Consider the following 22742-nt stretch of genomic DNA (forward strand, 5'->3'; position numbering starts at 1 on the left):
CGGTAGGTCGGTCGACCGACCCACAGTAGGTTTTTTCGGCGACCTACCGTAGGTCGGTTTGGAGGCCTTTCGCCAGCCACTCCCGAGAGGGGTGTACATTCGTCCTTTTATAGGTAGGACCTACTCGTAGTACAGGGCTAAGTCTAGCGAGGATACACTAACTTTGGGAACTCAAAGCAATAGAAAGTAGTACAGACAGCATAAGCAAGTGATGAACCAACTTGATCTATTCCTCGGAGGCGGGGTCCTCCTCTTCGCCCTCGGCGGGCTCTTCGGTGGTGCCGTGCGACGAGTCATCCAGATAGCCGCCCTCATCATCGCCTTCCGTGAGGCGTGGCGCTTAGCCCCATGGATCGAAAGCCTCTTCGGTGGGGGCGATGGCCAGAGCATCGGAGGCTGGGGCTTCATCATCCCCCTCGTCTCCTTCGCACTTATCTACATGGGCATCCGCATGGTAGGGAGCTGGTTCAGCTCACTTACCAAGGGGACATTCCTCTTCGTCCTCGACAGGATCATTGGTCTGGTCCTCGGACTTCTCGTCGGAGTCTACCTCCTAGGCTACGGCTGCCTCCTCATCGAAGGGATCTTCCCCACAGCTCCCTACGATGCAGCCAGCGGTACGCCCCCCTCCTCCCGTCAGAGCTCCTACCTCTACCCTCGCCTCATCAGTTCGGTCGATGATATTCGACGAGTGAAGACCGCTCTCTTCGGTGGCGAGGAAGCACCAGACTCTGTACCCGTCACTCCCGAGCCTGCGATGCCCGCTACCCCAGCTCCCCAGCCTTCTACCCCCAAGACGACCACTCCAGCGTCCCGCACGACTAAGCAGAAGGCTCCAGCGTCTCGCACCGCCAAGCCTAAGACACCCGCTTCACGCACCTCCAAGCCTACCCGTAAGTAATGGATCCATTAGCCCTCATTCACCGATACTATACACCAGGGAGCGACATCGAGCGCATCCTGCGCCTGCATGCCGAGGATGTCACTGGACTTGCCCTAGAGCTCCTCGACGCTCACCCCGAGATGCAGCTCGACCGCACCTTCGTCGCTGAGGCAGCCATGCTCCACGACATCGGGATCTTCCAGACGAATGCCCCCGACATCTTCTGCACGGGCGAAGCTCCCTACATCCTCCACGGCTACCTCGGAGCAGAACTCCTTCGTAGCCTTGGCCTGCCTCGGCATGCGTATGTAGCCGAGCGACATACGGGCAGTGGCCTTACTGCCGAAGAGATCCTAGAGCGAGGCATCCCCCTTCCCCCTGGGATCTACACCCCCGTCAGTGCCGAGGAGGAGCTGATCTGCTATGCCGACAAGTTCTTCTCCAAGACCAAGCTCGGCCAGAAGAAGAGCCTCGACAAGGTGCGTAGTGGCTTCGCTAAGCATGGCGATGCTGCCCTCCGTCGCTTCGACCAGCTCCACGAGAAGTATGGGCTTTAGTCTCAAGGCTATTCCTTAGTTTTTCCTATTTTTGCACTGCATAAACTGAGCAAACATTTCTAAATAAATATCTATGGCTACTACAGCAGACTTCCGTAATGGTATGTGCCTCGACATCGATGGGCAGTACTACTTCATCGTCGAATTCCTCCACGTCAAGCCCGGTAAGGGTCCAGCTTTCGTTCGCTCTAAGCTGAAGAACGTGGCTACGGGTCGTGTCATCGACAAGACTTGGAACAGCGGCGTGAAGGTCGAAGAAGTTCGCATCGAGCGTCGTCCCTACCAGTACCTCTACAAGGATGAGATGGGGCTGAACTTCATGCACCCTGAGACCTTCGAGCAGATCTCTATCCCCGAGGCCGTCATCGATGGAGTCCAGTTCCTCAAGGAAGGTGACACCGTCGAAGCTATGGTCCATGCAGCCTCTGAGACCGTCCTGACCTGCGAGCTCCCTGCTCACGTAGACCTTCGTGTCACCTACACCGAGCCAGGCCTCAAGGGCGACACCGCCACCAACACCCTCAAGCCTGCTACCGTCGAAACGGGTGCAGAGGTACGTGTCCCCCTCTTCATCAGCGAAGGTGAGCTGATCACCATCGACACCCGCAACGGTTCCTATATCGGTCGTGTGAAGGAAGCCTAAGCGCCCCCTTCGTCATCCGAACCAAAGACCCCGCCCCGACTTCTCCAGCGAGAAGTCGGGGCGGGGTCTTTAGTATCTAAGCCTACCTTAGCCGAGGGCGATCTATGCCCCAGCCAAGGAGTCTAAGCTCTTAGCCCAAGAGTGAGGTGAGATGCTCAGCGTAGGCAGCCCAGTCCGTGATCGTATGACGTGCTACCCCACTCTCCATCGCTGCCCGTGCTACAGCCGTAGAGACCTCGACGATGAGGCGACGGTCGACGGGCTTGGGGATGAAGTATTCAGGACCAAAGGTCAGCTCCTTCGCTCCATAAGCCTGACACACATACTCGGGGACGGGCTCCTTCGCCAGAACAGCGATAGCTCGTGTGGCGGCCAACTCCATCTCCCCATTGATCGCCGTAGCATGCGTATCAAGTGCACCACGGAAGATATAGGGGAAGGCTAGGACGTTGTTGATCTGGTTGGGGTAGTCAGTACGCCCCGTACTCATCAAGACCTCAGGGTTAGCAGCCTTTGCCTCCTCGTAGGAGATCTCTGGGGTAGGATTAGCTAGGGCAAAGATGATGGGATGCTCAGCCATGGTCTTCACCATCTCCCCTGTGACCATGCCTCCCTTTGACAGACCGACGAAGACATCCGCGCCGACAAGCGCTTCCGCTAGTGTCGTCAGCTCTTCTTCCTTGGTAGCGAACTCCCGCTTCATCTCGTTGAGGTCGGAGCGAGAAGCTCGGATAACTCCCTTCGAGTCTGTCATCACGATATGCTCGTGCTTAGCACCCAGTGCACAGTAGAGGCGAGCACAAGCGATAGCCGCAGCTCCTGCACCCGAGATCACAATCCGCACATCGCCAATAGGCTTACCCGCTAGCTCCAGAGCATTCAATAGCCCAGCACCCGAGATAATGGCCGTACCGTGCTGGTCATCGTGCATCACTGGGATGGGAAGCTCCTCCTTGAGTCGGCGCTCGATCTCGAAACATTCGGGAGCCTTGATATCCTCTAGGTTAATTGCCCCGAAGGTAGGAGCAATAGCCTTGACCGCAGCGATGAATGCCTCGGGATCCGTAGCATCGACCTCGATGTCGAAGGCATCAATCCCCGAATAGATCTTGAAGAGCAGAGCCTTACCCTCCATGACAGGTTTACTTGCCTCTGCACCGATATTCCCAAGGCCTAGGACGGCGGTCCCATTGGAGATCACCCCCACAAGGTTCCCCTTACTCGTATAGCGATAGGCATCTTCGGGACGCTCAGCGATCGCTAGACAAGGCTCAGCGACACCAGGCGAATAGGCCAGCGAGAGGTCATAGGCCGTAGCATAAGGCTTAGTAGGTATGATGGCGATCTTGCCAGGGCGACCCTCTTCGTGGTAGCGCAAGGCAGCTTCTTGGGTGATCTTGGTGGGCATATATTTAAGTGGATAAGAAATAATGATACTTGTGAGACTACAACAAGCTAAGCTAGAAAATGTTGCCTACCAGATGTAGCCACAAGGAGATTTATCTAAATTCAATGAATAGGGTGTAGGAGCTAGGGCTAGAGGTAGCCCCACCCTTCTACTCGGAGGCTGGATGATCAAGCAGGAACTTCTTCGTGATCTCTAAAAGAGCATCAGCCAAGATCTGCCGCCCAGCCTTCGTACTGAAATCAATACCACAGAAGGTGGAGCGCCTTCCTCGTAGAAGGATATAATACAACCCTCCCGTGAGCACTGCAAACAAAGCCTCTGGCATGATCCGATCCTTATCGATCAGCTTAGCGAACCCCGGCAAGAACTCGGTGAGCGTATCCTCCCTTCGTCGAGCGCTCTTGCGGGTTAATGGGCTGTCTTCGTACATCTCCCATACCATGATGGACTGCATGTCCTTACTCTTGTATATGGCATCGATGAACTGGGTGATCAGTGCCCTGAAGAACTCCTCTGATGTAGCATACTTCGCTACATCTAGACCGATATGATCATTGAGGAAGAAGTCAAACTGAGAGGTATAGGCTCGGATAAGCCCTTCATCACTCTTGTACCTGCGCTCTAGGACGATGACATCGGTCTTAGAGACCCTAGAGACTTCCTTGATGGTAACCGAAGAAACGCCCTTCTCCTTGATGATCTGCCTGACGGCATCCATCACATCCTTCTCGATCTGACGAGCTGTGCGTCTTCCTGAATATCTTCTTTCGTACATACTAGATGAGAGCTAGCTATGCTCCTTACTTCCTGCAAAATAAGGAAATATCAAAAGACAAATATGCATCTCCCGAAATTTCCTCAGTGATCAGATGCTGGATCAAGCTAGCCTACGACATCAAACACCCAACTCAGCACCTCTCCTCTCCCCCACCTAGAGCAACCCAACACCCCTAAAAGCAACCATGGGACTGCGTCACAGCCTAGCTCGTGACACAGTCCCATGGTACTATTTCTAATTGGGCGGATTCACTCCGCACCTGGGGCTGACCCTACTTCGGATCGCCCCTTAAGACAAGCAGCTTAGAGGAAGTAAACCTTACCCGAAGCCAAGTCATAGACAGCTCCGCAAATCTTGATCTTGCCTTCGTCCTCCAGCTTCTTGAGGATGGGGCTATCTCTGCGGATTTCATTCACCGTCTGCAGGATCATGCTCAAGATCTACTAGGGAAACAAGGTTAGCTGGGCTCAATGAGGATTGCTCCGATGTAGGCTCATCACGAGCTCCTCCAACAAGCCAAATAGTCGACCGAGCTAATCTAGGGCTTAGGAGTGCGCGTGTAAGCAAGTGCTCGATCGTAGTGCCGTGCGAGCATATCCTCTTCTATACCCCAAATGTAAAGCGTATCTCGCTCAATCAGGTAATACTCCTCGTAAGTTCTATTCGAGAGCTTTAGTCCAAGGCCATAGACAAAGAGATAGAGATGATCATTCCCTTTCGTGTAGAACAACCGCTTACCACCTGGGTAGCCGAAGCCTACACACGAACCATCAGCCTTGAACTCGATGGTTTTATCTCCTTCGAGAATTTGCTCAGGGCGATTCCCAATATAAGTCCAAGCCCCTATGAGGCGTGGATCACGCTCTTTCTTCGACAGGTCGGGGGCTTTCTCATCGCAGGAGACGAGCCCGATACAGAAGGACAGCAAGAGCAGAAGCAGTCCCGATGTGAATAGATTCTTTTTCATTGTACACTCCCTCTTATTTTAGTTAGTGAAGCTCTAGGGCAAATATAGGGAGAAGAGTAATTATATCAAAGGAAACAAGATATACTAAATGTACATCACTATTATTCAATCAAATACAACACAACAATTAGATCCAACTAGCTGCTTCTGCTCCACCCCAATGGAGAGGCAAGCACCCTCCTTGGGTGCGCTACTAGGACGATGAGAAACTAAGAAGCGAGCAAGGGGGCGGGAAGGAAGGGGATAAGGAAGTGAGAGAGTGAGGAATCGGGGCTGCAAGGGAGCACAGGAGCGAGATAAATAAGCGAAGCCCTACCCGAGAGGTAATTGACCTCATCGGGTAGGGCTTCTGCTATGCGATTGAGTAGTTCGCTAGGGAGCGACTACTTTACCTTAGCTACGATGGCCTTGAAGGCTTCGGGGTGGTTGACAGCGAGGTCAGCGAGGACCTTGCGGTTGATCTCGATACCCTGAGCGTGGAGAGCGCCCATCAGGCGAGAGTAGGAGAGCCCTTCGAGACGTGCAGCAGCGTTGATACGCTGGATCCAAAGCGCACGGAAGTTACGCTTCTTGTTCTTACGGTCACGGAAGGCGTAGGTGAGCCCCTTCTCCCAAGTGTTCTTGGCGACTGTCCAGACGTTCTTGCGAGCACCGTAGTACCCACGAGTGAGCTTAAGGATGCGCTTGCGCTTAGCGCGAGAAGCTACATGATTGACTGATCTTGGCATGATGTTTCTTCTTTGTGATTGGTAGCGACCAGACCTTGGGACGAGCCCTTGGTGATGGTACTTGGATTAGCTTACCTCTCTGTTACTGAATAATCGTTGTGCAAACTTGCCGTTTAGCGGAGACGGAGGAGTTCCTTGACTTCGCGTACGTCTACCTTGTCCACAGTGGTGAAGTAGGTGAGGTTACGCTTTTGCTTCTTCGTCTTCTTCGTGAGGATGTGACTCTTGAAGGCATGTTTGCGCTTGATCTTCCCAGAGCCAGTGAGCGCGAAACGCTTCTTAGCGCTGGAGTTTGTCTTCAGCTTAGGCATTTTCTTTTTGTTTATATGAGTTATTTACTGACCCAACTCCACTGACGCAGCCTATGCGCGAGGTGCTGGGATGGGGTTGCTTAGTTTATTCGGCAGACGCTTCTTCGCTCTGCTCTTCACGCTGGGGCTTTTCCTTCTTGGACGAAGGAGCTGGAGTAGCGACCTTCTTAGGGGCGAGCATGATAGTCATGCGCTTCCCTTCGAGGACGGGCATACTCTCGACGCGACCATAGTCCTCCAGATCATTTGCGAAGCGCAGGAGAAGCACTTCACCCTGATCCTTGAAGAGGATGGATCGACCACGGAAGAAGACATAAGCCTTGACCTTCGAGCCTTCGCTGAGGAAGCCCTTAGCGTGCTTGAGCTTGAAGTTGTAGTCGTGATCATCGGTCTGAGGGCCGAAACGGATCTCCTTGACGACGACCTTGACGCTCTTAGCCTTCTGTTCCTTCTGCTTCTTCTTCAGCTGGAAGATGAACTTCTGATAGTCTACGACGCGACATACTGGAGGGTTGACATTGGGAGAGATCTCTACGAGGTCAAGCTCTTGGTCATTTGCGATACGAAGAGCCTGCTGTATCGTATATACCCCCTGCTCTACATTGTCCCCGACGAGACGGACTTCCTTGACGCGGATAGCCTCGTTCGTGCGGTACTGGAACTTTTGTTTGTTGTCTACTGCCATTCAGTATTATTGATTGTATCCTATCACTGAAGTCCACTACTGCTGTTCAGCATGCCATGCATTGAGCTGACGCTCGACTTCTGCGGTGATTTGCTCGGCAAAGGTAGCGATTTTTACTGAACCCTTATCACCTTCACCTTGCACACGCACAGATACTTCGCCCTCTTGGGCTTCCTTTTCGCCGACGATCAGCATGTAAGGGATGCGCTTGAGCTCATTGTCACGGATCTTACGACCGATCTTCTCATTGCGATCATCCACCTGAGTGCGGATATCCTGAGCGTTGAGTTGAGCTGCTACTCGGTGTGCATAGTCGTTGAACTTCTCGCTGATGGGGAGTACGACGACCTGGTCAGGCGTAAGCCAGAGAGGGAAGTGCCCAGCGGTATGCTCGATGAGGACGGCGACGAAGCGCTCCATGGATCCGAAGGGAGCTCGGTGGATCATGACGGGGCGATGCTTCTTGTTGTCCGCACCAGTGTACTCGAGGTCGAAGCGCTCGGGGAGGTTGTAGTCTACCTGAATGGTACCCAGCTGCCAGCGACGGCCGAGGGCATCCTTGACCATGAAGTCCAGCTTGGGGCCGTAGAAGGCTGCTTCACCATATTCGATCTTAGCGGGTAGACCCTTCTCGGCACAAGCCTCGATGATAGCCTGCTCGGCACGCTCCCAGTTCTCTTCGCTACCGATATACTTATCACGATTGACCTGATCACGCAGAGAGATCTGAGCTTCGAAGCTCTCGAAGTTGAGCGCCTTGAAGATGATGAAGATGATGTCCATCACCTTGCAGAATTCCTCCTTGATCTGGTCGGGGCGACAGAAGAGGTGGGCATCGTCCTGCGTGAAGCCACGGACACGTGTCAGCCCGTGAAGCTCACCACTCTGCTCGTAGCGATAGACCGTACCGAACTCAGCCAGACGCTGAGGCAGGTCACGATAGGAGTGAGGGCCGATCGCCTTGAAGATCTCACAGTGGTGGGGGCAGTTCATTGGCTTGAGCATGAACTCTTCGCCCTCCTGAGGAGTCGTGATGGGGCGGAAGGAGTCTGCCCCGTACTTAGCCCAGTGACCCGAAGTGACATAGAGCTGCTTCGAGCCAATATGTGGAGAGATGACCTGCTGGTAGCCGAACTCCTTCTGGATCTGCTTGAGGAAGTCCTCCAGACGCAGACGGAGCTGCGTACCACGAGGAAGCCAGAGGGGAAGCCCCGAGCCTACATTCTGAGAGAAGGCGAAGAGACCAAGTTCCTTACCGATCTTACGGTGGTCACGCTTCTTCGCTTCTTCGAGGAGCGTCAGATACTCATCGAGCATCTTCTTCTTGGGGAAGGTGATCCCATAGAGGCGGGTGAGCTGCTTGCGCTTCTCATCCCCACGCCAGTAGGCACCAGCCACGCTCAGCAGCTTGATCGCCTTGATATAGCCCGTATTGGGCACGTGTGGGCCACGGCAGAGGTCGGTGAATTCGCCCTGCGTGTAGGTCGTGATCGTCCCGTCGGGGAGGTCGGCAATGAGCTCGAGCTTGTACTCGTCGTTCTTCTGCTTGAAGAACTCCGTCACATCGGCCTTCGTGATGTCCTTGCGGATGATGGGTTCCTTGCGGGCTGCGAACTCAGCCATCTTGGCCTCGATAGCGCCCAAGTCGGCATCACGTAGCTGTACGCCTTCGCCCAGATCAATATCATAGTAGAAGCCATTCTCGATCGCAGGACCGATACCGAACTTTACCCCAGGATAAAGCGCCTGAAGGGCTTCGGCCATGAGGTGCGCACTTGAGTGCCAGTAGGCATACTTCCCCTCGGGGTCATCCCACTTGTAGAGCTTCAGCTCGGTGTCTTCCTTGAGGGGACGCATGAGGTCCCAGATCTGACCATTGACCCCAGCAGCTAGGACATCCTGCTGTAGGCGGGGGCTGATATCACCAGCTATATCCCAAGAGGTCGTCCCTACGGGATACTCACGCTGACTACCGTCAGGGAATGTGACTTTTATCATTGAGCTCATTATGATGAAATTTGTTACTTGTTCGTTCCTGCAAAGATACTATAAATCTGTAGGAACGCTATGTAAGAAACACCTAAGCCGTGAGCTCCTGCTTCAAAATCCGAATACTCTCTTGAGGCAGTATGGTCGGAGGCTACATCTCCTGCGTCTCGCCTTGAGCGAAAGCCTGTCGAGGAGCTTGGATATACATAGGTGGAGTAGGAGTACTAAAAGGATTAGCCCCGTGCTCTTTGCGGAGCTCGAGGCTAATCGGAGCGACGTTCCCTCATCGGGATACCTCGCAGGGGCAAAGATAAAGATTATTTCTGAGGTGCCAGCAAACTATAAGCGCGATCACTTCAAGCTCCGCCGGTCTCTGGGTGACACACTTTCCAATGGAGTCACGGGATCATCCGTGGATCCATCCTTATTCTAACACCATACATACACACGGAGAACATCTACTCCTCTCCAAGAAGGCAACACAGACCGATACAGGGCAATTCAAGCAAGGGCTACTCTAGCTAAGAGCACAAGATCAGCAGACGAAGAAACAAGGAAGAAACCCCTCGACGCATTGCAAACTCAGAAGGGTAAGTACCGAAGCAATTAGACATCCATTCAGACGGCGCAGAGACGGGCCTTCGAGCCCCCCCAAAATACGACCTACGGTAGGTCGCAAATAAAACCTACTGTGGGTCGCATCGACGACCTACCGTGGGTCGGTAAGGCGACTTACCGTAGGGTTCTTTTACGACCCACGATAGATCACCTTGCCGAGCCTCAGCTAGCCCGCTCCAGAAGGGTGATTACATGAGGGGAGCGACACATCTGTCGCAGCCCGCTAAATATGAACTTCCGAAGAATGGACGACGATGGGGCGCACGCTGACGATAGCATGCAGATCCTTCTCTTCGGCTATGGGAGCGAGATTCGCCTTGAGATCGGGAGGTAGGGGTGTCCCTGGTCGAAGAATCTGTGTCAGATGAATACGATATTCAGCACCACGCACCAGCCCATAGCGTCCAATGGAAGTCTTCTCGGGAGCCTTGGCATCCTCGAAGTGGCGAATGGGCACGACATAGTAGTTGTAACCTCGGTAGTAGAAGCGCAGATCACCCTTCTCAAAGGGAGCTTTGAACGAGTCTGCAGTGATCCCCGCCTGCTGCACCGCTTCACCTAAAGCAGGCTCAGCGAACTGCCCCGAGGCAAGCCATCCCTTGAGCTGGCTCTCCGTATAGTACGCACCACGGAAGCTCACCCAGCCTTCTCCAGCCTGGAGCGTCAGCCCACTCGGGATATAAGGGAACCGGATGACGAGCGAAGGGAGCGCCCCGACCAAGTAGGCAGTGGGAGGGATCGTCGTCTCACGAGCATAGACATGAATATTGGAGACAGCTCCATTCAGTGCTTGCTCATTGGGGAGCAATCCTGCGTGGTAGACCTCTTCCCCACCCTCACGGGTCGTCAGCCGATCCTGCGAATAGTACGTAAGAAGCTCCGTGAGCATCTTAGGGGCGGCATCCTTCCAAGCCTCGTACATACGGCTCGAAGGGTAGCGGTCTTGGGCAAGCGAACCATCCCCCGCCACTTCATTTCTTCCCGTGCGAAGCAGACCCAGCGGACGCAAGGGTGCCGTATAGAGCGCCTGTGGAGAGACGACATAGCCCGCTGGTGCTTCACCACGCTTCGCTCCTCCAGCTAGACGAGGCTCGCCATACACCAGCACACGGGCTAGCGAAGCCTCTAGCTGAACACGGATCTTAGGTGTCGAACTAGCAAAGTCTGAAGCAGCGACCGAGATAGGCCCCTGCTCATTCAGTAGGCTTACCGTCAGCTGACTCCCCTGAGTGGCTAACCCATCCAGATAGAAGCGATCGTAGCCCGTAAGCTGGGCGAGTGGACTCCCCACAGCTGTCTTTGCGATGAGCTTAGCCGTGGGATTGGCAATGACAACGAGCTTATAATCCCCTTCGGGCAAAGCCAAAGCAAGGTCCGAGAGGTCGGTCGATGAGGAGACAGCGAGCTCACGCACTTGGCTCACTACCGATTTGTCAGCCGAGTAGAAGACAAAGCGGAGCGAAGAGATACGAAGCATCGGATCCTCCGACTCCAGCCCCCGCAAGACAATGCTCCGAGGTGTCGCTACGGCTAGGTGAAGCACAGAGCCCTTCGGCTGAGGCTGAGGAAGTGGATAGCCCGCATCTCGGCTAGAACAGCCCGAGCACAGCAGACCAATCAGAACGAAGAGGAGCGAAAAAAGAGAATAGGTGCGTCTCATGATAAGCATCATGTGGTGTATGGTAAAACGAAAGTAAGGGAAAACGAAAACCTCCGAATAGGCCCAAGGGCACTATTCGGAGGTTTCATAAGGGGAGTGCTCTTAGACGAGCTCGTGGATGATCAGACCGGAGCGGAGCTTAGGCTCGAACCACGTGGTCTTTGGTGGCATGATGTTGCCCGAGTCAGCGATATCGATCAGCTGCTTCATAGAGACAGGGTAGAGTGCAAGAGCAAACTTCATCTCTCCGCTATCGACTCTCTTCTTCAGCTCTCCGAGACCACGGATACCACCGACGAAGTCGATGCGCTTATCCGAGCGGAGGTCCTTAATGCCGAGGATCTCATCGAGGATGAGGTTAGAAGAGATCGTCACGTCAAGCACCCCGATCGGATCGTGGTCGTCGTAGGTGCCGGGCTTAGCCGTGAGCGAATACCAATGATCCCCGAGGTAGAGGGAGAAGTTGTGCAGCGCCTGAGGCTTGTAGATCTCCGTACCCTTGTCCTCGACGACGAAGTTCTTCTCAAGCTTCTTCAGAAGCTCTTCCTTCGTGAGACCATTGAGATCCTTGACCACACGGTTGTAGTCAATGATCGTCAGCTGATCGTCGGGGAAGCACACAGCCATGAAGTAGTTGTACTCTTCATTACCCGTGTGGTTGGGGTTCTGCTTACGCTTCTCATCACCAACGAGGGCAGCAGCAGCTGAGCGGTGGTGACCGTCTGCGATGTAGAGTGCTGGCATCTCTGCGAAGAGCTCGGTGATGCGCTGGATATCAGCAGCCTCATCGATGATCCAGAACTCATGACCGAAGCCATCAAGAGGAGCTACAAAGCTATAGACGGGAGCCTTCTCCGTGTACTTAGCAACGATCTTATTGATCTCGTCCTTGGATGGATAAGCGAAGAAGACAGGTTCGATGTTCGCATTGTTCACACGGACATGCTTCATGCGGTCTTCTTCCTTGTCACGGCGAGTCAGCTCGTGCTTCTTGATGACCCCAGACATATAGTCTTCGACAGCAGCGCAGACGACTAGACCGTACTGCGTCTTACCGTTCATCGTCTGAGCATAGACATAGTAGTTCTCCTTAGCGTCCTGGACGAGCCAGCCCTTGTCTCGGAAGAGACGGAAGTTCTCAGCTGCCTTCTGGTAGACCTTCTCTTCATGCTCATCGGTGCCTACAGGGAAGTCAATCTCTGGGCGGATGATATGATAGAGCGACATCTCATTGCCTTCAGCTTCGGCACGAGCTTCTTCACTGTTGAGTACGTCATAGGGGCGAGAGGCTACACGCTCTACGAGCTCCTGAGGAGGACGTATGCCACGGAAAGGTTTGATGATAGCCATAGAGGTTCGTATCTGATGGGAATGGGTTGATACTACGGAGCGGACTACTTGTTGAGGCGGAAGCGTTCGTTGCCCTCCTTGATGAAGCCGACGATCTGGCGAGCAGCAGCAAGGCCAGCGTTGGTGTTAGCTTCAGCAGTCTGAGCCCCCATCTTCTTAGGCGTAGAGAAGTAGCGTTCGCCAGCGGCAGCTTCGAACTCTTCGTGAGCAGCAGGACGGATATCAGCCAGATAGCGGAGATCTTCACGTTCCTTCAGGAGAGCGATGAGCTCAGGCTCATTGATGATCTCCTTACGAGCCGTGTTCACGAGGATAGCCTTCTTAGGCAGGAGGCTCACGAGCTCGCGACCGATAGAGCCCTTCGTCTCAGGCGTAGCTGGGATATGGAGCGATACAATGTCGCAGGTAGAGAAGAGTTCCTTCTGGCTGCTGACAGCGTGTACACCTTCCTTCTCGATGACTTCGGCAGGCGTGAAGGGATCGTAAGCATAGATCTCCATGCCGATGCCCTTAGCGATGCGAGCTACGTTGCGGCCCGTGTTACCATAAGCGAGGAGGCCGAGCTTCTTATCCTTGAGTTCGGTACCCGACGTACCGTTGAAGCGGTTACGTACGCTGAAGAGCAGCATAGCGAAGACGAGCTCAGCTACAGCATTAGCATTCTGCCCAGGAGTGTTCATGACGCATACACCGTGAGCCGTAGCAGCTTCGAGGTCGACATTGTCATATCCTGCACCAGCACGGACGACGATCTTGAGCTGACGAGCAGCATCGAAGACTTCCTTGTCTATGATATCGCTGCGGATGATGATCGCATCGACATCTGCTACTGCAGCGAGGAGTTCAGACTTTGCGGTGTACTTCTCTAGGAGGACGACGTCAAATCCAGCTTCGGAGAGGATCTGCTTGATACCAGCCACAGCAGGTGCGGCGAATGGCTTTTCGGTGGCGATAAGAACCTTTGACATGATGTATTGATGTGTATTGAGTGTAGACTATGATAGTGCGACGGCACAGACCACTCGCACCCACAGCGAGGAGGGTCGGGGTGATCTGTGCCGTCGTATTGGTCTCGTACGAGAGAGGGGGAGGATTAGTGCTTACGTTCGAATTCCTTCATGAGGTCCACGAGGAACTGGACGCTGCTCTTAGGTAGAGCGTTGTAGAGAGAAGCACGGAAGCCACCTACAGAGCGGTGCCCCTTGAAGCTGTATGCACCACGAGAGACTGCGAAGTCATAGAACTCCTGCTCGAGCTCCTTGTACTCATCGTTGAGGACGAAGCAGACGTTCATGATCGAGCGGTCTTCGGTGTTGACAGTACCACGGAAGAGGCGGTTGCGATCGATTTCGTCGTAGAGCAGTGCAGACTTCTCGAGGTTCATCTGTTCGAGGACCTTCACACCACCGAGTTCCTTGTACCACTTCATCGTTTGAAGGGCTACGTATACTGGGAAGACAGGAGGCGTATTGTACATCGAATCCTTGAAGTGTACATCGTACTTCAGCATCGTGGGGATGATACGATTGTCTTCGATATGGCCGACTGCATCACGACGTACGATGACGAAGGTGACCCCTGCAGGTGCGATGTTCTTCTGAGCACCACCATAGATCAGGTCGTACTTCGATACATCTACCTGGCGAGTGAAGATATCCGAGGACATGTCACCGACGAGGCGGACGTTGACATTAGGGTCATAGCGAAGCTCAGTACCATAGACCGTGTTGTTGGTCGTGATGTGGAGGTAGTCGACATCACTGGGGACTTCGTTCTTTTCCCATGGCTTTGGATACCAGATGTAGTTGTCATCCTTAGATGAGAAGGTTACAACTTCCCCAAAGGCCTTAGCTTCCTTAACAGCCTTATTTGCCCACGTACCTGAGTCGACGTAAGCAGCCTTCTTCTTGAGGAGGTTCATAGGTACCTGAGCGAACTGCAGGCTAGCACCACCACCGAGGAAGAGGACTTCGTAGCCTTCAGGGATATCAAGAAGCTCCTTCATGATATTGCGAGCTTCCTCCATCGTAGCAGAGAATTCCTTTGCACGATGCGATACTTCGAGGATAGATAGACCCGTACCCTGATAGTTGAGGACTGCAGAGGCAGCGTCTCTGATAACACTCTCATCGAGGATCGATGGTCCGGCTGAGAAATTGTGCTTCTTCATAAGAGCAGATATTTGTGTAGATGAATATTTAGAAACGTTTTAAAGAGTAAAGCAGACCTCGCACACCGAGACCTTTAGCTCTACTCATGGCAAAGGTATCAATAAAAAGGTTAATTGCAAGCACTTATAAACCCTTTCTACACGTGAAGAACAAGCGCCACTGACAAGCAACTAAAACACAGCATACTAAAATAATTAAGCATCCACTCCCAACTCCCTCCTAAAGCCCTCAAGGCGTGTGATAATGACACGAATCTCCAGCTGACCCGAAGCTCATAGTCACCACACCCCAGACAAACGACAGATCCATCGTGGATACAAGTTCCACATATAGAGGGGACCTGAGTCTACCCGACAACCTTCTAGAATACTCCCGACACAAGAGTAACCAGCAGGCACCACACCCCACATCATACAGAACAGCTCAAGGCAGAATCATAGAGAGGAAGAGAAAACAGAAAGCTCCGCCCCTCCAACCGCAAAAGCGGAAGTCGGGGCGGAGCATTTATAGTAGCGAGGCTCTTAGCGCTCGGTGCACTGAAGAGACTACTGTTCGGGCTTTTTATCCTCGAGCTTCGTCTTATCCTTATACTCGCTGTAGGCGTAGTAGATGATGAGGAGACCAAGGATCAGATAGACGATCCCGATACCAAGGAAGCCAGCGATATCGTAGATGAGGCTCTCGTAGCGATGAATTCTAACCGTCTCGCCAGCATCAAAAGCTGCCGTCATGCTGAAGTAGCGCCAAGCACCGAAAGCAATCACCAGCACCCCAAAGACTGCGGTAGCGATAGCTCCAAGGATAGGCTTACGGCTGCGGGATCCCGTGTACATATTACGGGAGATGAATTTGTTGTCGTTTTCGCTCATTACTTAATGAAGAGAAATTAAAGTATTACATAGTGGATGGATCAGCCTTGTGCTCGTCCTCTGTCGCTACAAGGGCAGGTAGAGAAGTCCCCTACGAATGCCTCCGATATGGATAGTAGGCATCTGGATAGCACCCTGCGATCTGACCAGTCCTATAGAAGTTCGGAGAGAATACCCCAAAGAGTGGAGAGGATGACAACACCGACGAGGCCTAGGATCATCTTACCAAAGAAGTTCAGATGCGTACCAGCGTCAGGTATTGGGGTGTAGGCGGCTGCACGTTCCTTATAGAAAGCCTCCATCTCATCAGTCCAATGAGCTGCGGGGATCTCCTCACCCGTACTCTTGACTCGATAGGAAGCAGTGGGCGACTTACGTACCGCCCAGTACAACATCGATTCTACTTTGTAGGCATAGAGAGTAAGTTCGAGGGGCTCTACCCGTCCCGAGAGCGGAGAGGTAAGCTCCACTTCGACATTGGCAATTGGTCTGTAGGTGTAGACTGTAGAGTAAGCGGCCATTTTTTTGACAAAGATTAAAGTGTGAGAATCGGTTAGGTTGGGGAGCAGTGATGAGACAAGGGTCTTCCTCCAAGAGCCTGAGAAGAGGCCCACATTGCGAAAGAGCGACCCTGAGATGTGCAAGATCCGCTTGATCCTACGGGAGCAGAAAGCGAATCACTTGACAATGCGCCCCTTCACGAGCAAAAGTAAGCATTTTGCTATAAATAACGGAGGAGCGCTTAGGAACGAAAGATGAGCCGTAACCTCCTTGCCTAGAAGCGAGGTGCACAGAGACAAATAGCACCGTCTGTAGAGATCCGAACGGATGCTTTCAGCTCCACTCACCTTGTCTAAGGCAAAAGACGGAGCCTTCTCTCATAATCACCAGAGCACGATCAGCTAAATCTTCCCTCCCTTATACTACAGCTCGACAAGAGGCACCAGTACAAACACCTTGGCGGAAGCCATAGCGCCTCTGGGCACTTACTACTGCTTCCCAAGAAGACAGAAAAGAAGAGGGCTGGGCACCTCTAAGGAAGGTACCCAGCCCAATAGATAAAGGAGAAGCGGGAGAGCTAACAGCCTCCGCCCCTAAGTATTTGAGCCCCTAACTCAATGCTGCTACACGGACGATCTCCGACACCGTAGGGTGAGGGAAGACAATACGAGAGAGTTCAGAGAGAGTCATGCGTTGCTCTACAGCCATAATCGCTGGCACGAGGATTTCCGAAGAGCCATTGCCTAGCATATGTGCACCAAGGATCACACCATCAGCATCGGTAAGGAGCTTGCAGAAACCATTCCCCTGCTCATTCTCGATAACGAAGCGTCCCGAGAGAGACATTGGCACACGATGCACCTGATAGTCCACACCCGAAGCTCGCAACTCCTGCTCGGTCTGTCCTACAGAAGCAATCTCGGGATCCGTATAGACAATCCCTGGGATAGCTCGATAGCTCATCGCATCTGGATAGTTCGTGATATGGTGAACGGCAACTTGTCCCTCACGAGCGGCAGTATGAGCGAGCATAGAGACACCATTGACATCCCCGACGGCATAAATCCCTGCGACCGAAGTTTCAAGATGCTCATTGACGACGATAGCTCCACGATTGAGCTCGACACCAACGGTCTCCAGCCCAAGTCCATCCGTGACAGCACGACGACCTACGCTTACAAGCAGCTTGTCGAAAGGAATCTCCAGCTGCTCCCCCTCATGCTCGGCGATGACCTTGCCTTCACGCACAGCTGTCACCTTCGTAGAGAGATGGAACTTCACCTTACGCTTCTCGAAGGCTTGCTGTAATTCCGTCGAGAGCTCTTCGTCCATCGGCCCAAGGATCTTGGGTAGCATCTCGATGACGGTCACTTCGACACCGAGCGTAGAGAAGAGCGAAACGAATTCCATCCCGATGACACCGCCACCTAAGACTACGAGACTCTTGGGAAGTTCTTCTACTTCAAGCGCTTCACGAGCCGTCCAGTAGGGGACATCGCTCAGCCCATCGATGGGAGGGATAAAGGCCTTGGAGCCGGTAGCTATGATGACATGGCGAGCTGTGTAGCTTGATTCGCCTGCTGCGATCGTGAAGCCGTCAGAGGTCTTACCCGTGAGGCGAGCCTCTTCAGTCACGATCTCCACTCCGTGATTCTGGAGACCAAGGCGGATACCCGCACCAAGCTTCTTTAGGATCTTCGTCTTGCGGGACATAACTTTCGAGAGTTCGAAGGAGGCTTCTGGGATAGTCACGCCGTATTTCTTCCCTTCGAGGGCTTCGGAGAGCAGGTGGGCGGAGCGGAGAAGAGTCTTTGTCGGGATGCAACCTTCATTGAGACAAACACCGCCGAGCTTGTTCTTCTCGAAGAGGATTACTTTAAGTCCGTGTGCGGCTGCATGCTCTGCGGCATCCGTTCCACCAGGGCCGGCACCGATGATAGCTAAGTCGTAGTTCATTGCGCTTCGTTGAGTTGAGTGAAGTATATATTATATGTAGTAGTCTAGCTAATTATATATGGAGTGGTCTCACTATATAATGGGCCAACCCCACTAATTATAATGTAGCAGCCTAACTAAGTCCTTCGATGTGTCCATCGATGAAGTCGATCTTCTCAGCTTGAGGCACCTTGGGAAGCCCTGGCATACGCACGAGCGTACCAAGGACAAGGACGATCATCTCTGCGCCAGTATTGATGACGACATCACGCACTTCGAGGTCGAAGTCCCGCACACTGCCGTAAGCCGTCGGGTCATCGCTGAAGGAATACTGAGTCTTGGCGATACAGATAGGGAAACGTGACCAGCCATGACGAGCTATGCGGTCGAGCTGCTTACGTGCCTTCGCAGAAAAATTGATCGAGCGAGCGCCGTAGATCTGTCGTGCTACTTCTGCGGCCTTCTCTTCGATGGAGGCTTCAAGAGGGTAAGTGAAGCGGAGCGGTGCAGAAGGTTGGCTCTCGATGGTATTGATGACGAGCTCCGCAAGAGCTTCTGCGCCCTTCCCGCCTTCGCCAAAGGCGGTGTTCACTGCGAAGCCAACGCCTTGCTTCTGGCAGTGCTCACGGACGAGTTCTATTTCTCGGTCGGTATCGGTAGCGAAGCGATTGAAGGCCACTACCACTGTTTGGCCGAAGCTCTGCAGGTTAGCGATGTGCCGATCGAGGTTAGCTAAGCCCTGACGTATCCCTTCGAGGTTCTCTTCGTTCAGTGACTTCTCGTCGACTCCGCCGTGCATCTTCAGCCCGCCAAGGGTAGCGACGAGCACCGTTAGCGCTGGTTGGAGTCCCGCTGTACGACACTTGATGTTGTAGAACTTCTCAGCGCCGAGGTCCGCCCCGAAGCCCGCCTCCGTGATCGTATATTCCGAGTGAGCGAGTGCCATGCGAGTGGCGAGGATCGAATTACATCCGTGGGCGATATTGGCAAATGGTCCGCCGTGGATGAAGGCTGGAGTGTGCTCGGTCGTCTGTGCCAGATTGGGCTTGATTGCGTCTAAGAGCAGGACGGTGATGGCACCAGCCACGCCGAGATCACGTACAGTGAAGGGCTCGCCTGCCTTGGTGTAGCCGAGAAGTATATTCTCCAGCCGGCGGCGCAGATCGTCCAGCGACGTGGAGAGGCAAAGGATCGCCATGATCTCCGATGCTGGCGTGATGTCGAATCCTGATTCAGCGGGCACACCATTGATCGTACCGCCGAGTCCCGTGACGACGGAGCGCAGGGCTCGGTCATTGATATCGAGGACGCGCTTCCAGAGGACTTCACTCAGGCCCTTATCGGTATTGCGGTTCTGATAAATGTAATTGTCCAGGAGGGCGGTGATCATGTTGTGCGCCGAAGTGATGGCGTGGAAGTCCCCTGTGAAGTGCAGGTTGATCTTCTCCATCGGGAGCACTTGGGCGTAACCCCCTCCAGCGGCGCCGCCCTTCATCCCAAAGCAGGGGCCGAGTGACGGCTCACGGAGGGCGACGACGGCCTTCTTCCCGAGGCGATTCATCCCCAGCGCCAGGCCGATCGATACGGTAGTCTTACCGATACCGGCCTTTGTCGGGGTGATGGCTGTGACAAGGATGAGCTTGCCTGGCTTGTTGGGCGAACTGAGTTCTGCTAGATCCACCTTGGCAAGACTCCTGCCGTAGTGCTCTAAGTGGTGTGTGGGGATAGCGACTTGGTCTGCTATCTTCTCGATCGGCTCAAGCACAATCGAGCGGGCGATTTCGATGTCGGTCTTCATAGCCTTGCGTTTCTATGTAAATGATGCCTCAAATATACGAATTAATAGCCTCTACTCTACCCCCAAACCAATAATTTTCAGGGCAAGATCTGCCTTCACTTTCCTCGGCTCGCACGGTCACTTCCGAAGGGACGTTTTTGCCCGCTCGCTCTCCTCAGTCTTCCCTTCGTCCTCGCCCCTTCTGCGGAAGCCTCACAAACCTTCTGATAGAAGGCGAAGACGCTCCTAAGGAGGCTCTCTGAAGCCCCTTCGAAGCAAGCGCAAACTACCCGAAGCAGCAGGGCGGCACATCCGAAGGATAAGGGCAAAGCGACTGAAAGAAAAGGCGAAAACGATGGAAGAGAAAGGCGAACTTTTTACTCTTCTTGACCGAATAGAAAATTGAGCTACCTTTGCGCCCGTGAAAAGCGCAGGTGAAGCACACACTCTCGCCAACACAAACCAACCAAAGACCCTAGCTATACAGGATAACTTCCTTACCCGTATCAGCGTTGGCCTAACATCTTAAACGAAAACTAAGGCAAGACATGTCTAGAAAAGCTCTACGCATTTGCCTAACCCTTCTGTTCTTGTTCTCGCTGGGCATCGCCCCACAAGCTCGTGCGCAGAAGGGAAGGCACTTCCAAGTGGTCGTACTCCATGCCCTAACAAAGCAGCCAGTACCTTCGATCACTGTCCACCTCCGAAAAGGAGCCGAGCGAATGACCAATAAAGAAGGGGTCTGTTCGCTACCCCTTCCAGCTGGTGGAAGCTCCGAGATCCAGCTCTCCCTAGTTGGGGCTGGCTACAAAACCATCCGAAACCGACACTTCCCTACCCCTAAGCCCGGCGCAACGCTCACCATATATATAGAGCAAGAAGCTGACAAGCGCATCGAAGGTGTCACCGTCAGCGGCCAAGGCAAGACCATCAACCGAATCCAACATACTTCGGCGCTCTCCACAGCAGCCCTTCAATCCCAGAGCAACAAGTCGCTAGCTCGTCTCCTAGAAGCCATTCCTGGTGTCAGTTCGATCAAGAGCGGGGCAACCATCTCCAAGCCGGTCATCCAGGGAATGCACAGTAGCCGAATCCTGCTAATTAACAACGGTGTCCGCCTCGAAAGCCAAAGCTGGGGTGCTGATCACGCTCCCGAAGTAGACCATACAGGCGCTGGGCTCGTGGAAGTCATCAAGGGCGCAGAGGCTGTTCGTTACGGAGCTGGCGCTCTTGGCGGTGTCGTCCTCGTCAATCCATCGCCACTACCTTCGAGTCAAGAGCTATCCTACCGTGGACATACCAATGTCGGCTACGTCTCTAACGGCAGAGGCTTCGACGCCTCTGGAAGTATCGAAGCAGGACTACGAGGTGCCGGCCTTCGACTCCATGGTATGTACCGCCGTGCTGGCGACTACTCCACAGCCGAATATCTGCTGAACAACACGGGACTAGAGGAATGGAGCGGCTCGGTCTACACTGGATACAAGACCGACCGACTACGTGCTACCCTCTACGGTAGCCTCTATTCCACCGAGAGTGGCATCTTCATCGGCTCGCATATAGGTGATCTCTTCGAGCTCCAACAAGTCTTCGATACCGGGCGTCCTAATGATATCAACATCTCACCATTCTCATACAAGATCAAAGCTCCCCGACAAAAGTCCCGACATACGCTGGTCAAGGGCGACGTGCTCTGGCAAATCCAGGACCAACAAGAGCTTCATCTCTGGGCCGCTTACCAAGACAACCACCGTCAGGAATATGAAAACCGCAAGGTAGAAGCTTGGACGCAGACCCCCGTGATGGATCTTCACCTGATGACTTACACGACTGATCTCCTGTGGCGCCTGCAGTGGAGCCGAAGCGGATGGGAGACGCAGGTCGGACTATCCCATCTCTACCAGAAGAATACCAATCAGCCCGGCACGGCAGCTACGCCATTCATCCCCAACTTTGCGACACTCAACCTCGGCGCTTACCTGGTACAGAAGGCGAGCTTCGATGCACTTGCCCTCGAAGCTGGCCTGCGCTACGACCACCGTATCACCGATGCGGCGGGTCGTGACTGGCGTAGACTTCGCTACGGAGATAAGAATACCTACACCAACATCACGGGAAGTCTCGCCTCCCACTACCGTATATCCGACGCACTCTCTGCACGTGCTAGCCTCGGACTTGCCTGGCGTGCCCCAGACGTCAACGAGCTCTACAGCAACGGCCTTCATCATGGTGGCTCCTGGTCACTGGGCAATCGCAACCTAAAGAGCGAGAGAGGCTACAAGGCAGTCTTCGCAGTGAAGTACCAACGTGATTGGTTGACCATCGAGCCTAGCCTCTTCTACCAGCATATTGACAATTATATCTACGACGCTCCTAATAAGACGAAGGGAGAAAATGGTATTCATGTCCACTGGAGTGGTGTCTATCCCATCTTTGCATTCGAGCAGGACAACTGTCGCTTCGTTGGTGGAGACGTGACGCTGACGGCTATGCCCACAGACGAACTCACGCTTACCGGTAAGGGAGAATGGATACGTGGACGCAACATCACCCGTCAGACTTGGCTCCCCTTCATGCCCGCTGACCGCTATACACTCGGTGCACAGTGGCTGCGCAGCTTCGGTGCACACAGCCGCTGGAGTACCAAGCTCAGCTCCGAAGGGATCTACGTGACGAAGCAGACCCGCTTCGACCCCGAGAAGGAACTTGTCTCCTCGACTCCAGATGCTTACTTCCTCCTCAACATACAGGGCGAGCTACGCTATGCCTTCGATCAGCGCCATTCCCTCAAAGTCCTTCTCTCCTCAGAGAATACCCTCAATGCGCTCTACAAAGAATACTCTGACCGCTTCCGCTACTATGCTCATTCGCCAGGACGGAGTCTAACCCTGCGAACGATACTCTACTTCTAA

Annotated in this window: 19 protein-coding genes and 1 pseudogene; 4 read left to right on the top strand and 16 right to left on the bottom strand. The window is 53.6% G+C overall.

The window, feature by feature from the left end; translation table 11 throughout:
• Nucleotides 1-211: 211 nt before the first annotated feature.
• The 3 genes from Q0336_RS04010 to efp all read left to right on the top strand — a co-directional run bounded on the left by Q0336_RS04010 (nt 212) and on the right by efp (nt 2083).
• Complete coding sequence (locus Q0336_RS04010; protein ID WP_298525961.1) at nt 212-901, top strand: CvpA family protein; 690 nt, start codon at nt 212-214, stop codon at nt 899-901.
• Nucleotides 901-1440: an HDIG domain-containing metalloprotein gene (locus Q0336_RS04015; protein WP_298525963.1), complete on the top strand. Its 540-nt coding sequence runs from the start codon at nt 901-903 to the stop codon at nt 1438-1440. Before Q0336_RS04010 ends, Q0336_RS04015 begins: the two co-directional genes overlap by 1 nt.
• Before the next feature lie 73 nt (nt 1441-1513).
• Nucleotides 1514-2083, top strand: a complete 570-nt coding sequence (gene efp / locus Q0336_RS04020) for an elongation factor P (RefSeq protein WP_298525965.1) — start codon at nt 1514-1516, stop codon at nt 2081-2083.
• A 133-nt stretch (nt 2084-2216) separates the two neighbouring features.
• On the opposite strand, the pseudogene Q0336_RS04025 reads toward efp, so the two are convergent.
• The 16 genes and pseudogenes from Q0336_RS04025 to Q0336_RS04100 form a co-directional block, all read right to left on the bottom strand.
• Nucleotides 2217-3491: pseudogene (locus Q0336_RS04025) on the bottom strand (malic enzyme-like NAD(P)-binding protein); the annotation flags it as partial.
• A 148-nt stretch (nt 3492-3639) separates the two neighbouring features.
• Nucleotides 3640-4266, bottom strand: a complete 627-nt coding sequence (locus Q0336_RS04030) for a hypothetical protein (RefSeq protein ID WP_298525967.1) — start codon at nt 4264-4266, stop codon at nt 3640-3642.
• 305 nt (nt 4267-4571) lie between these two features.
• Nucleotides 4572-4700, bottom strand: coding sequence for a hypothetical protein (locus tag Q0336_RS04035; protein WP_298525968.1), 129 nt, complete (start codon nt 4698-4700; stop codon nt 4572-4574).
• Between the two features lie 107 nt (nt 4701-4807).
• Nucleotides 4808-5236: a hypothetical protein gene (locus Q0336_RS04040; protein WP_298525969.1), complete on the bottom strand. Its 429-nt coding sequence runs from the start codon at nt 5234-5236 to the stop codon at nt 4808-4810.
• Between the two features lie 383 nt (nt 5237-5619).
• Nucleotides 5620-5964: a 50S ribosomal protein L20 gene (rplT, locus tag Q0336_RS04045; protein WP_009432755.1), complete on the bottom strand. Its 345-nt coding sequence runs from the start codon at nt 5962-5964 to the stop codon at nt 5620-5622.
• Nucleotides 5965-6077: 113 nt separating this feature from the next.
• Entirely contained in the window at nt 6078-6275 is a 198-nt protein-coding gene (gene rpmI / locus Q0336_RS04050) for a 50S ribosomal protein L35 (RefSeq protein ID WP_009432744.1), read from the bottom strand.
• Between the two features lie 85 nt (nt 6276-6360).
• Nucleotides 6361-6960 carry a translation initiation factor IF-3 gene (gene infC, locus Q0336_RS04055; protein ID WP_298525972.1) on the bottom strand — a complete coding sequence of 200 codons (600 nt, stop codon included), beginning with the start codon at nt 6958-6960 and terminating at the stop codon, nt 6361-6363.
• Between the two features lie 36 nt (nt 6961-6996).
• Complete coding sequence (gene thrS / locus Q0336_RS04060) at nt 6997-8958, bottom strand: threonine--tRNA ligase (protein WP_298525974.1); 1962 nt, start codon at nt 8956-8958, stop codon at nt 6997-6999.
• 832 nt (nt 8959-9790) lie between these two features.
• Nucleotides 9791-11239: an Mfa1 fimbrilin C-terminal domain-containing protein gene (locus tag Q0336_RS04065; RefSeq protein WP_298525976.1), complete on the bottom strand. Its 1449-nt coding sequence runs from the start codon at nt 11237-11239 to the stop codon at nt 9791-9793.
• A 90-nt stretch (nt 11240-11329) separates the two neighbouring features.
• Entirely contained in the window at nt 11330-12577 is a 1248-nt protein-coding gene (locus Q0336_RS04070) for a DUF1015 domain-containing protein (protein ID WP_298525978.1), read from the bottom strand.
• A 44-nt stretch (nt 12578-12621) separates the two neighbouring features.
• Nucleotides 12622-13545: an NAD(P)-dependent oxidoreductase gene (locus tag Q0336_RS04075; RefSeq protein ID WP_298525980.1), complete on the bottom strand. Its 924-nt coding sequence runs from the start codon at nt 13543-13545 to the stop codon at nt 12622-12624.
• 125 nt (nt 13546-13670) lie between these two features.
• Complete coding sequence (gene serC, locus Q0336_RS04080; RefSeq protein ID WP_298525982.1) at nt 13671-14747, bottom strand: 3-phosphoserine/phosphohydroxythreonine transaminase; 1077 nt, start codon at nt 14745-14747, stop codon at nt 13671-13673.
• Nucleotides 14748-15293: 546 nt separating this feature from the next.
• Nucleotides 15294-15617: a hypothetical protein gene (locus tag Q0336_RS04085; RefSeq protein ID WP_298525985.1), complete on the bottom strand. Its 324-nt coding sequence runs from the start codon at nt 15615-15617 to the stop codon at nt 15294-15296.
• 152 nt (nt 15618-15769) lie between these two features.
• A complete protein-coding gene (locus Q0336_RS04090) occupies nt 15770-16138 on the bottom strand; it encodes a hypothetical protein (protein ID WP_298525986.1) in 369 nt (122 codons plus the stop codon).
• A 589-nt stretch (nt 16139-16727) separates the two neighbouring features.
• On the bottom strand, nt 16728-18074 hold the full coding sequence (lpdA, locus tag Q0336_RS04095; RefSeq protein ID WP_298525988.1) for a dihydrolipoyl dehydrogenase: 1347 nt from the start codon (nt 18072-18074) through the stop codon (nt 16728-16730).
• Nucleotides 18075-18186: 112 nt separating this feature from the next.
• On the bottom strand, nt 18187-19851 hold the full coding sequence (locus Q0336_RS04100) for a formate--tetrahydrofolate ligase (protein ID WP_298525990.1): 1665 nt from the start codon (nt 19849-19851) through the stop codon (nt 18187-18189).
• A gap of 701 nt (nt 19852-20552) precedes the next feature.
• Here Q0336_RS04100 and Q0336_RS04105 point away from each other — a divergent pair.
• Entirely contained in the window at nt 20553-22742 is a 2190-nt protein-coding gene (locus tag Q0336_RS04105) for a TonB-dependent receptor (RefSeq protein ID WP_298525992.1), read from the top strand.

It is taken from the genome of uncultured Porphyromonas sp., from assembly GCF_938039215.1.
Lineage (GTDB): Bacteria > Bacteroidota > Bacteroidia > Bacteroidales > Porphyromonadaceae > Porphyromonas.

Excerpts from the sequence above, each read along its gene's own strand:
- thrS (WP_298525974.1), bottom strand. The coding sequence starts at position 8,958 with ATGATAAAAGTCACATTCCCTGACGGTAGTCAGCGTGAGTATCCCGTA.
- Q0336_RS04075 (WP_298525980.1), bottom strand. The coding sequence starts at position 13,545 with ATGTCAAAGGTTCTTATCGCCACCGAAAAGCCATTCGCCGCACCTGCT.
- Q0336_RS04035 (WP_298525968.1), bottom strand. The coding sequence starts at position 4,700 with ATGATCCTGCAGACGGTGAATGAAATCCGCAGAGATAGCCCCATCCTC.
- lpdA (WP_298525988.1), bottom strand. The coding sequence starts at position 18,074 with ATGAACTACGACTTAGCTATCATCGGTGCCGGCCCTGGTGGAACGGAT.
- Q0336_RS04085 (WP_298525985.1), bottom strand. The coding sequence starts at position 15,617 with ATGAGCGAAAACGACAACAAATTCATCTCCCGTAATATGTACACGGGA.
- efp (WP_298525965.1), top strand. The coding sequence starts at position 1,514 with ATGGCTACTACAGCAGACTTCCGTAATGGTATGTGCCTCGACATCGAT.
- Q0336_RS04040 (WP_298525969.1), bottom strand. The coding sequence starts at position 5,236 with ATGAAAAAGAATCTATTCACATCGGGACTGCTTCTGCTCTTGCTGTCC.
- Q0336_RS04065 (WP_298525976.1), bottom strand. The coding sequence starts at position 11,239 with ATGATGCTTATCATGAGACGCACCTATTCTCTTTTTTCGCTCCTCTTC.
- rplT (WP_009432755.1), bottom strand. The coding sequence starts at position 5,964 with ATGCCAAGATCAGTCAATCATGTAGCTTCTCGCGCTAAGCGCAAGCGC.
- infC (WP_298525972.1), bottom strand. The coding sequence starts at position 6,960 with ATGGCAGTAGACAACAAACAAAAGTTCCAGTACCGCACGAACGAGGCT.
- Q0336_RS04030 (WP_298525967.1), bottom strand. The coding sequence starts at position 4,266 with ATGTACGAAAGAAGATATTCAGGAAGACGCACAGCTCGTCAGATCGAG.
- rpmI (WP_009432744.1), bottom strand. The coding sequence starts at position 6,275 with ATGCCTAAGCTGAAGACAAACTCCAGCGCTAAGAAGCGTTTCGCGCTC.
- Q0336_RS04070 (WP_298525978.1), bottom strand. The coding sequence starts at position 12,577 with ATGGCTATCATCAAACCTTTCCGTGGCATACGTCCTCCTCAGGAGCTC.
- Q0336_RS04015 (WP_298525963.1), top strand. The coding sequence starts at position 901 with ATGGATCCATTAGCCCTCATTCACCGATACTATACACCAGGGAGCGAC.
- Q0336_RS04010 (WP_298525961.1), top strand. The coding sequence starts at position 212 with ATGAACCAACTTGATCTATTCCTCGGAGGCGGGGTCCTCCTCTTCGCC.
- Q0336_RS04090 (WP_298525986.1), bottom strand. The coding sequence starts at position 16,138 with ATGGCCGCTTACTCTACAGTCTACACCTACAGACCAATTGCCAATGTC.
- serC (WP_298525982.1), bottom strand. The coding sequence starts at position 14,747 with ATGAAGAAGCACAATTTCTCAGCCGGACCATCGATCCTCGATGAGAGT.
- Q0336_RS04105 (WP_298525992.1), top strand. The coding sequence starts at position 20,553 with ATGACCAATAAAGAAGGGGTCTGTTCGCTACCCCTTCCAGCTGGTGGA.
- Q0336_RS04100 (WP_298525990.1), bottom strand. The coding sequence starts at position 19,851 with ATGAAGACCGACATCGAAATCGCCCGCTCGATTGTGCTTGAGCCGATC.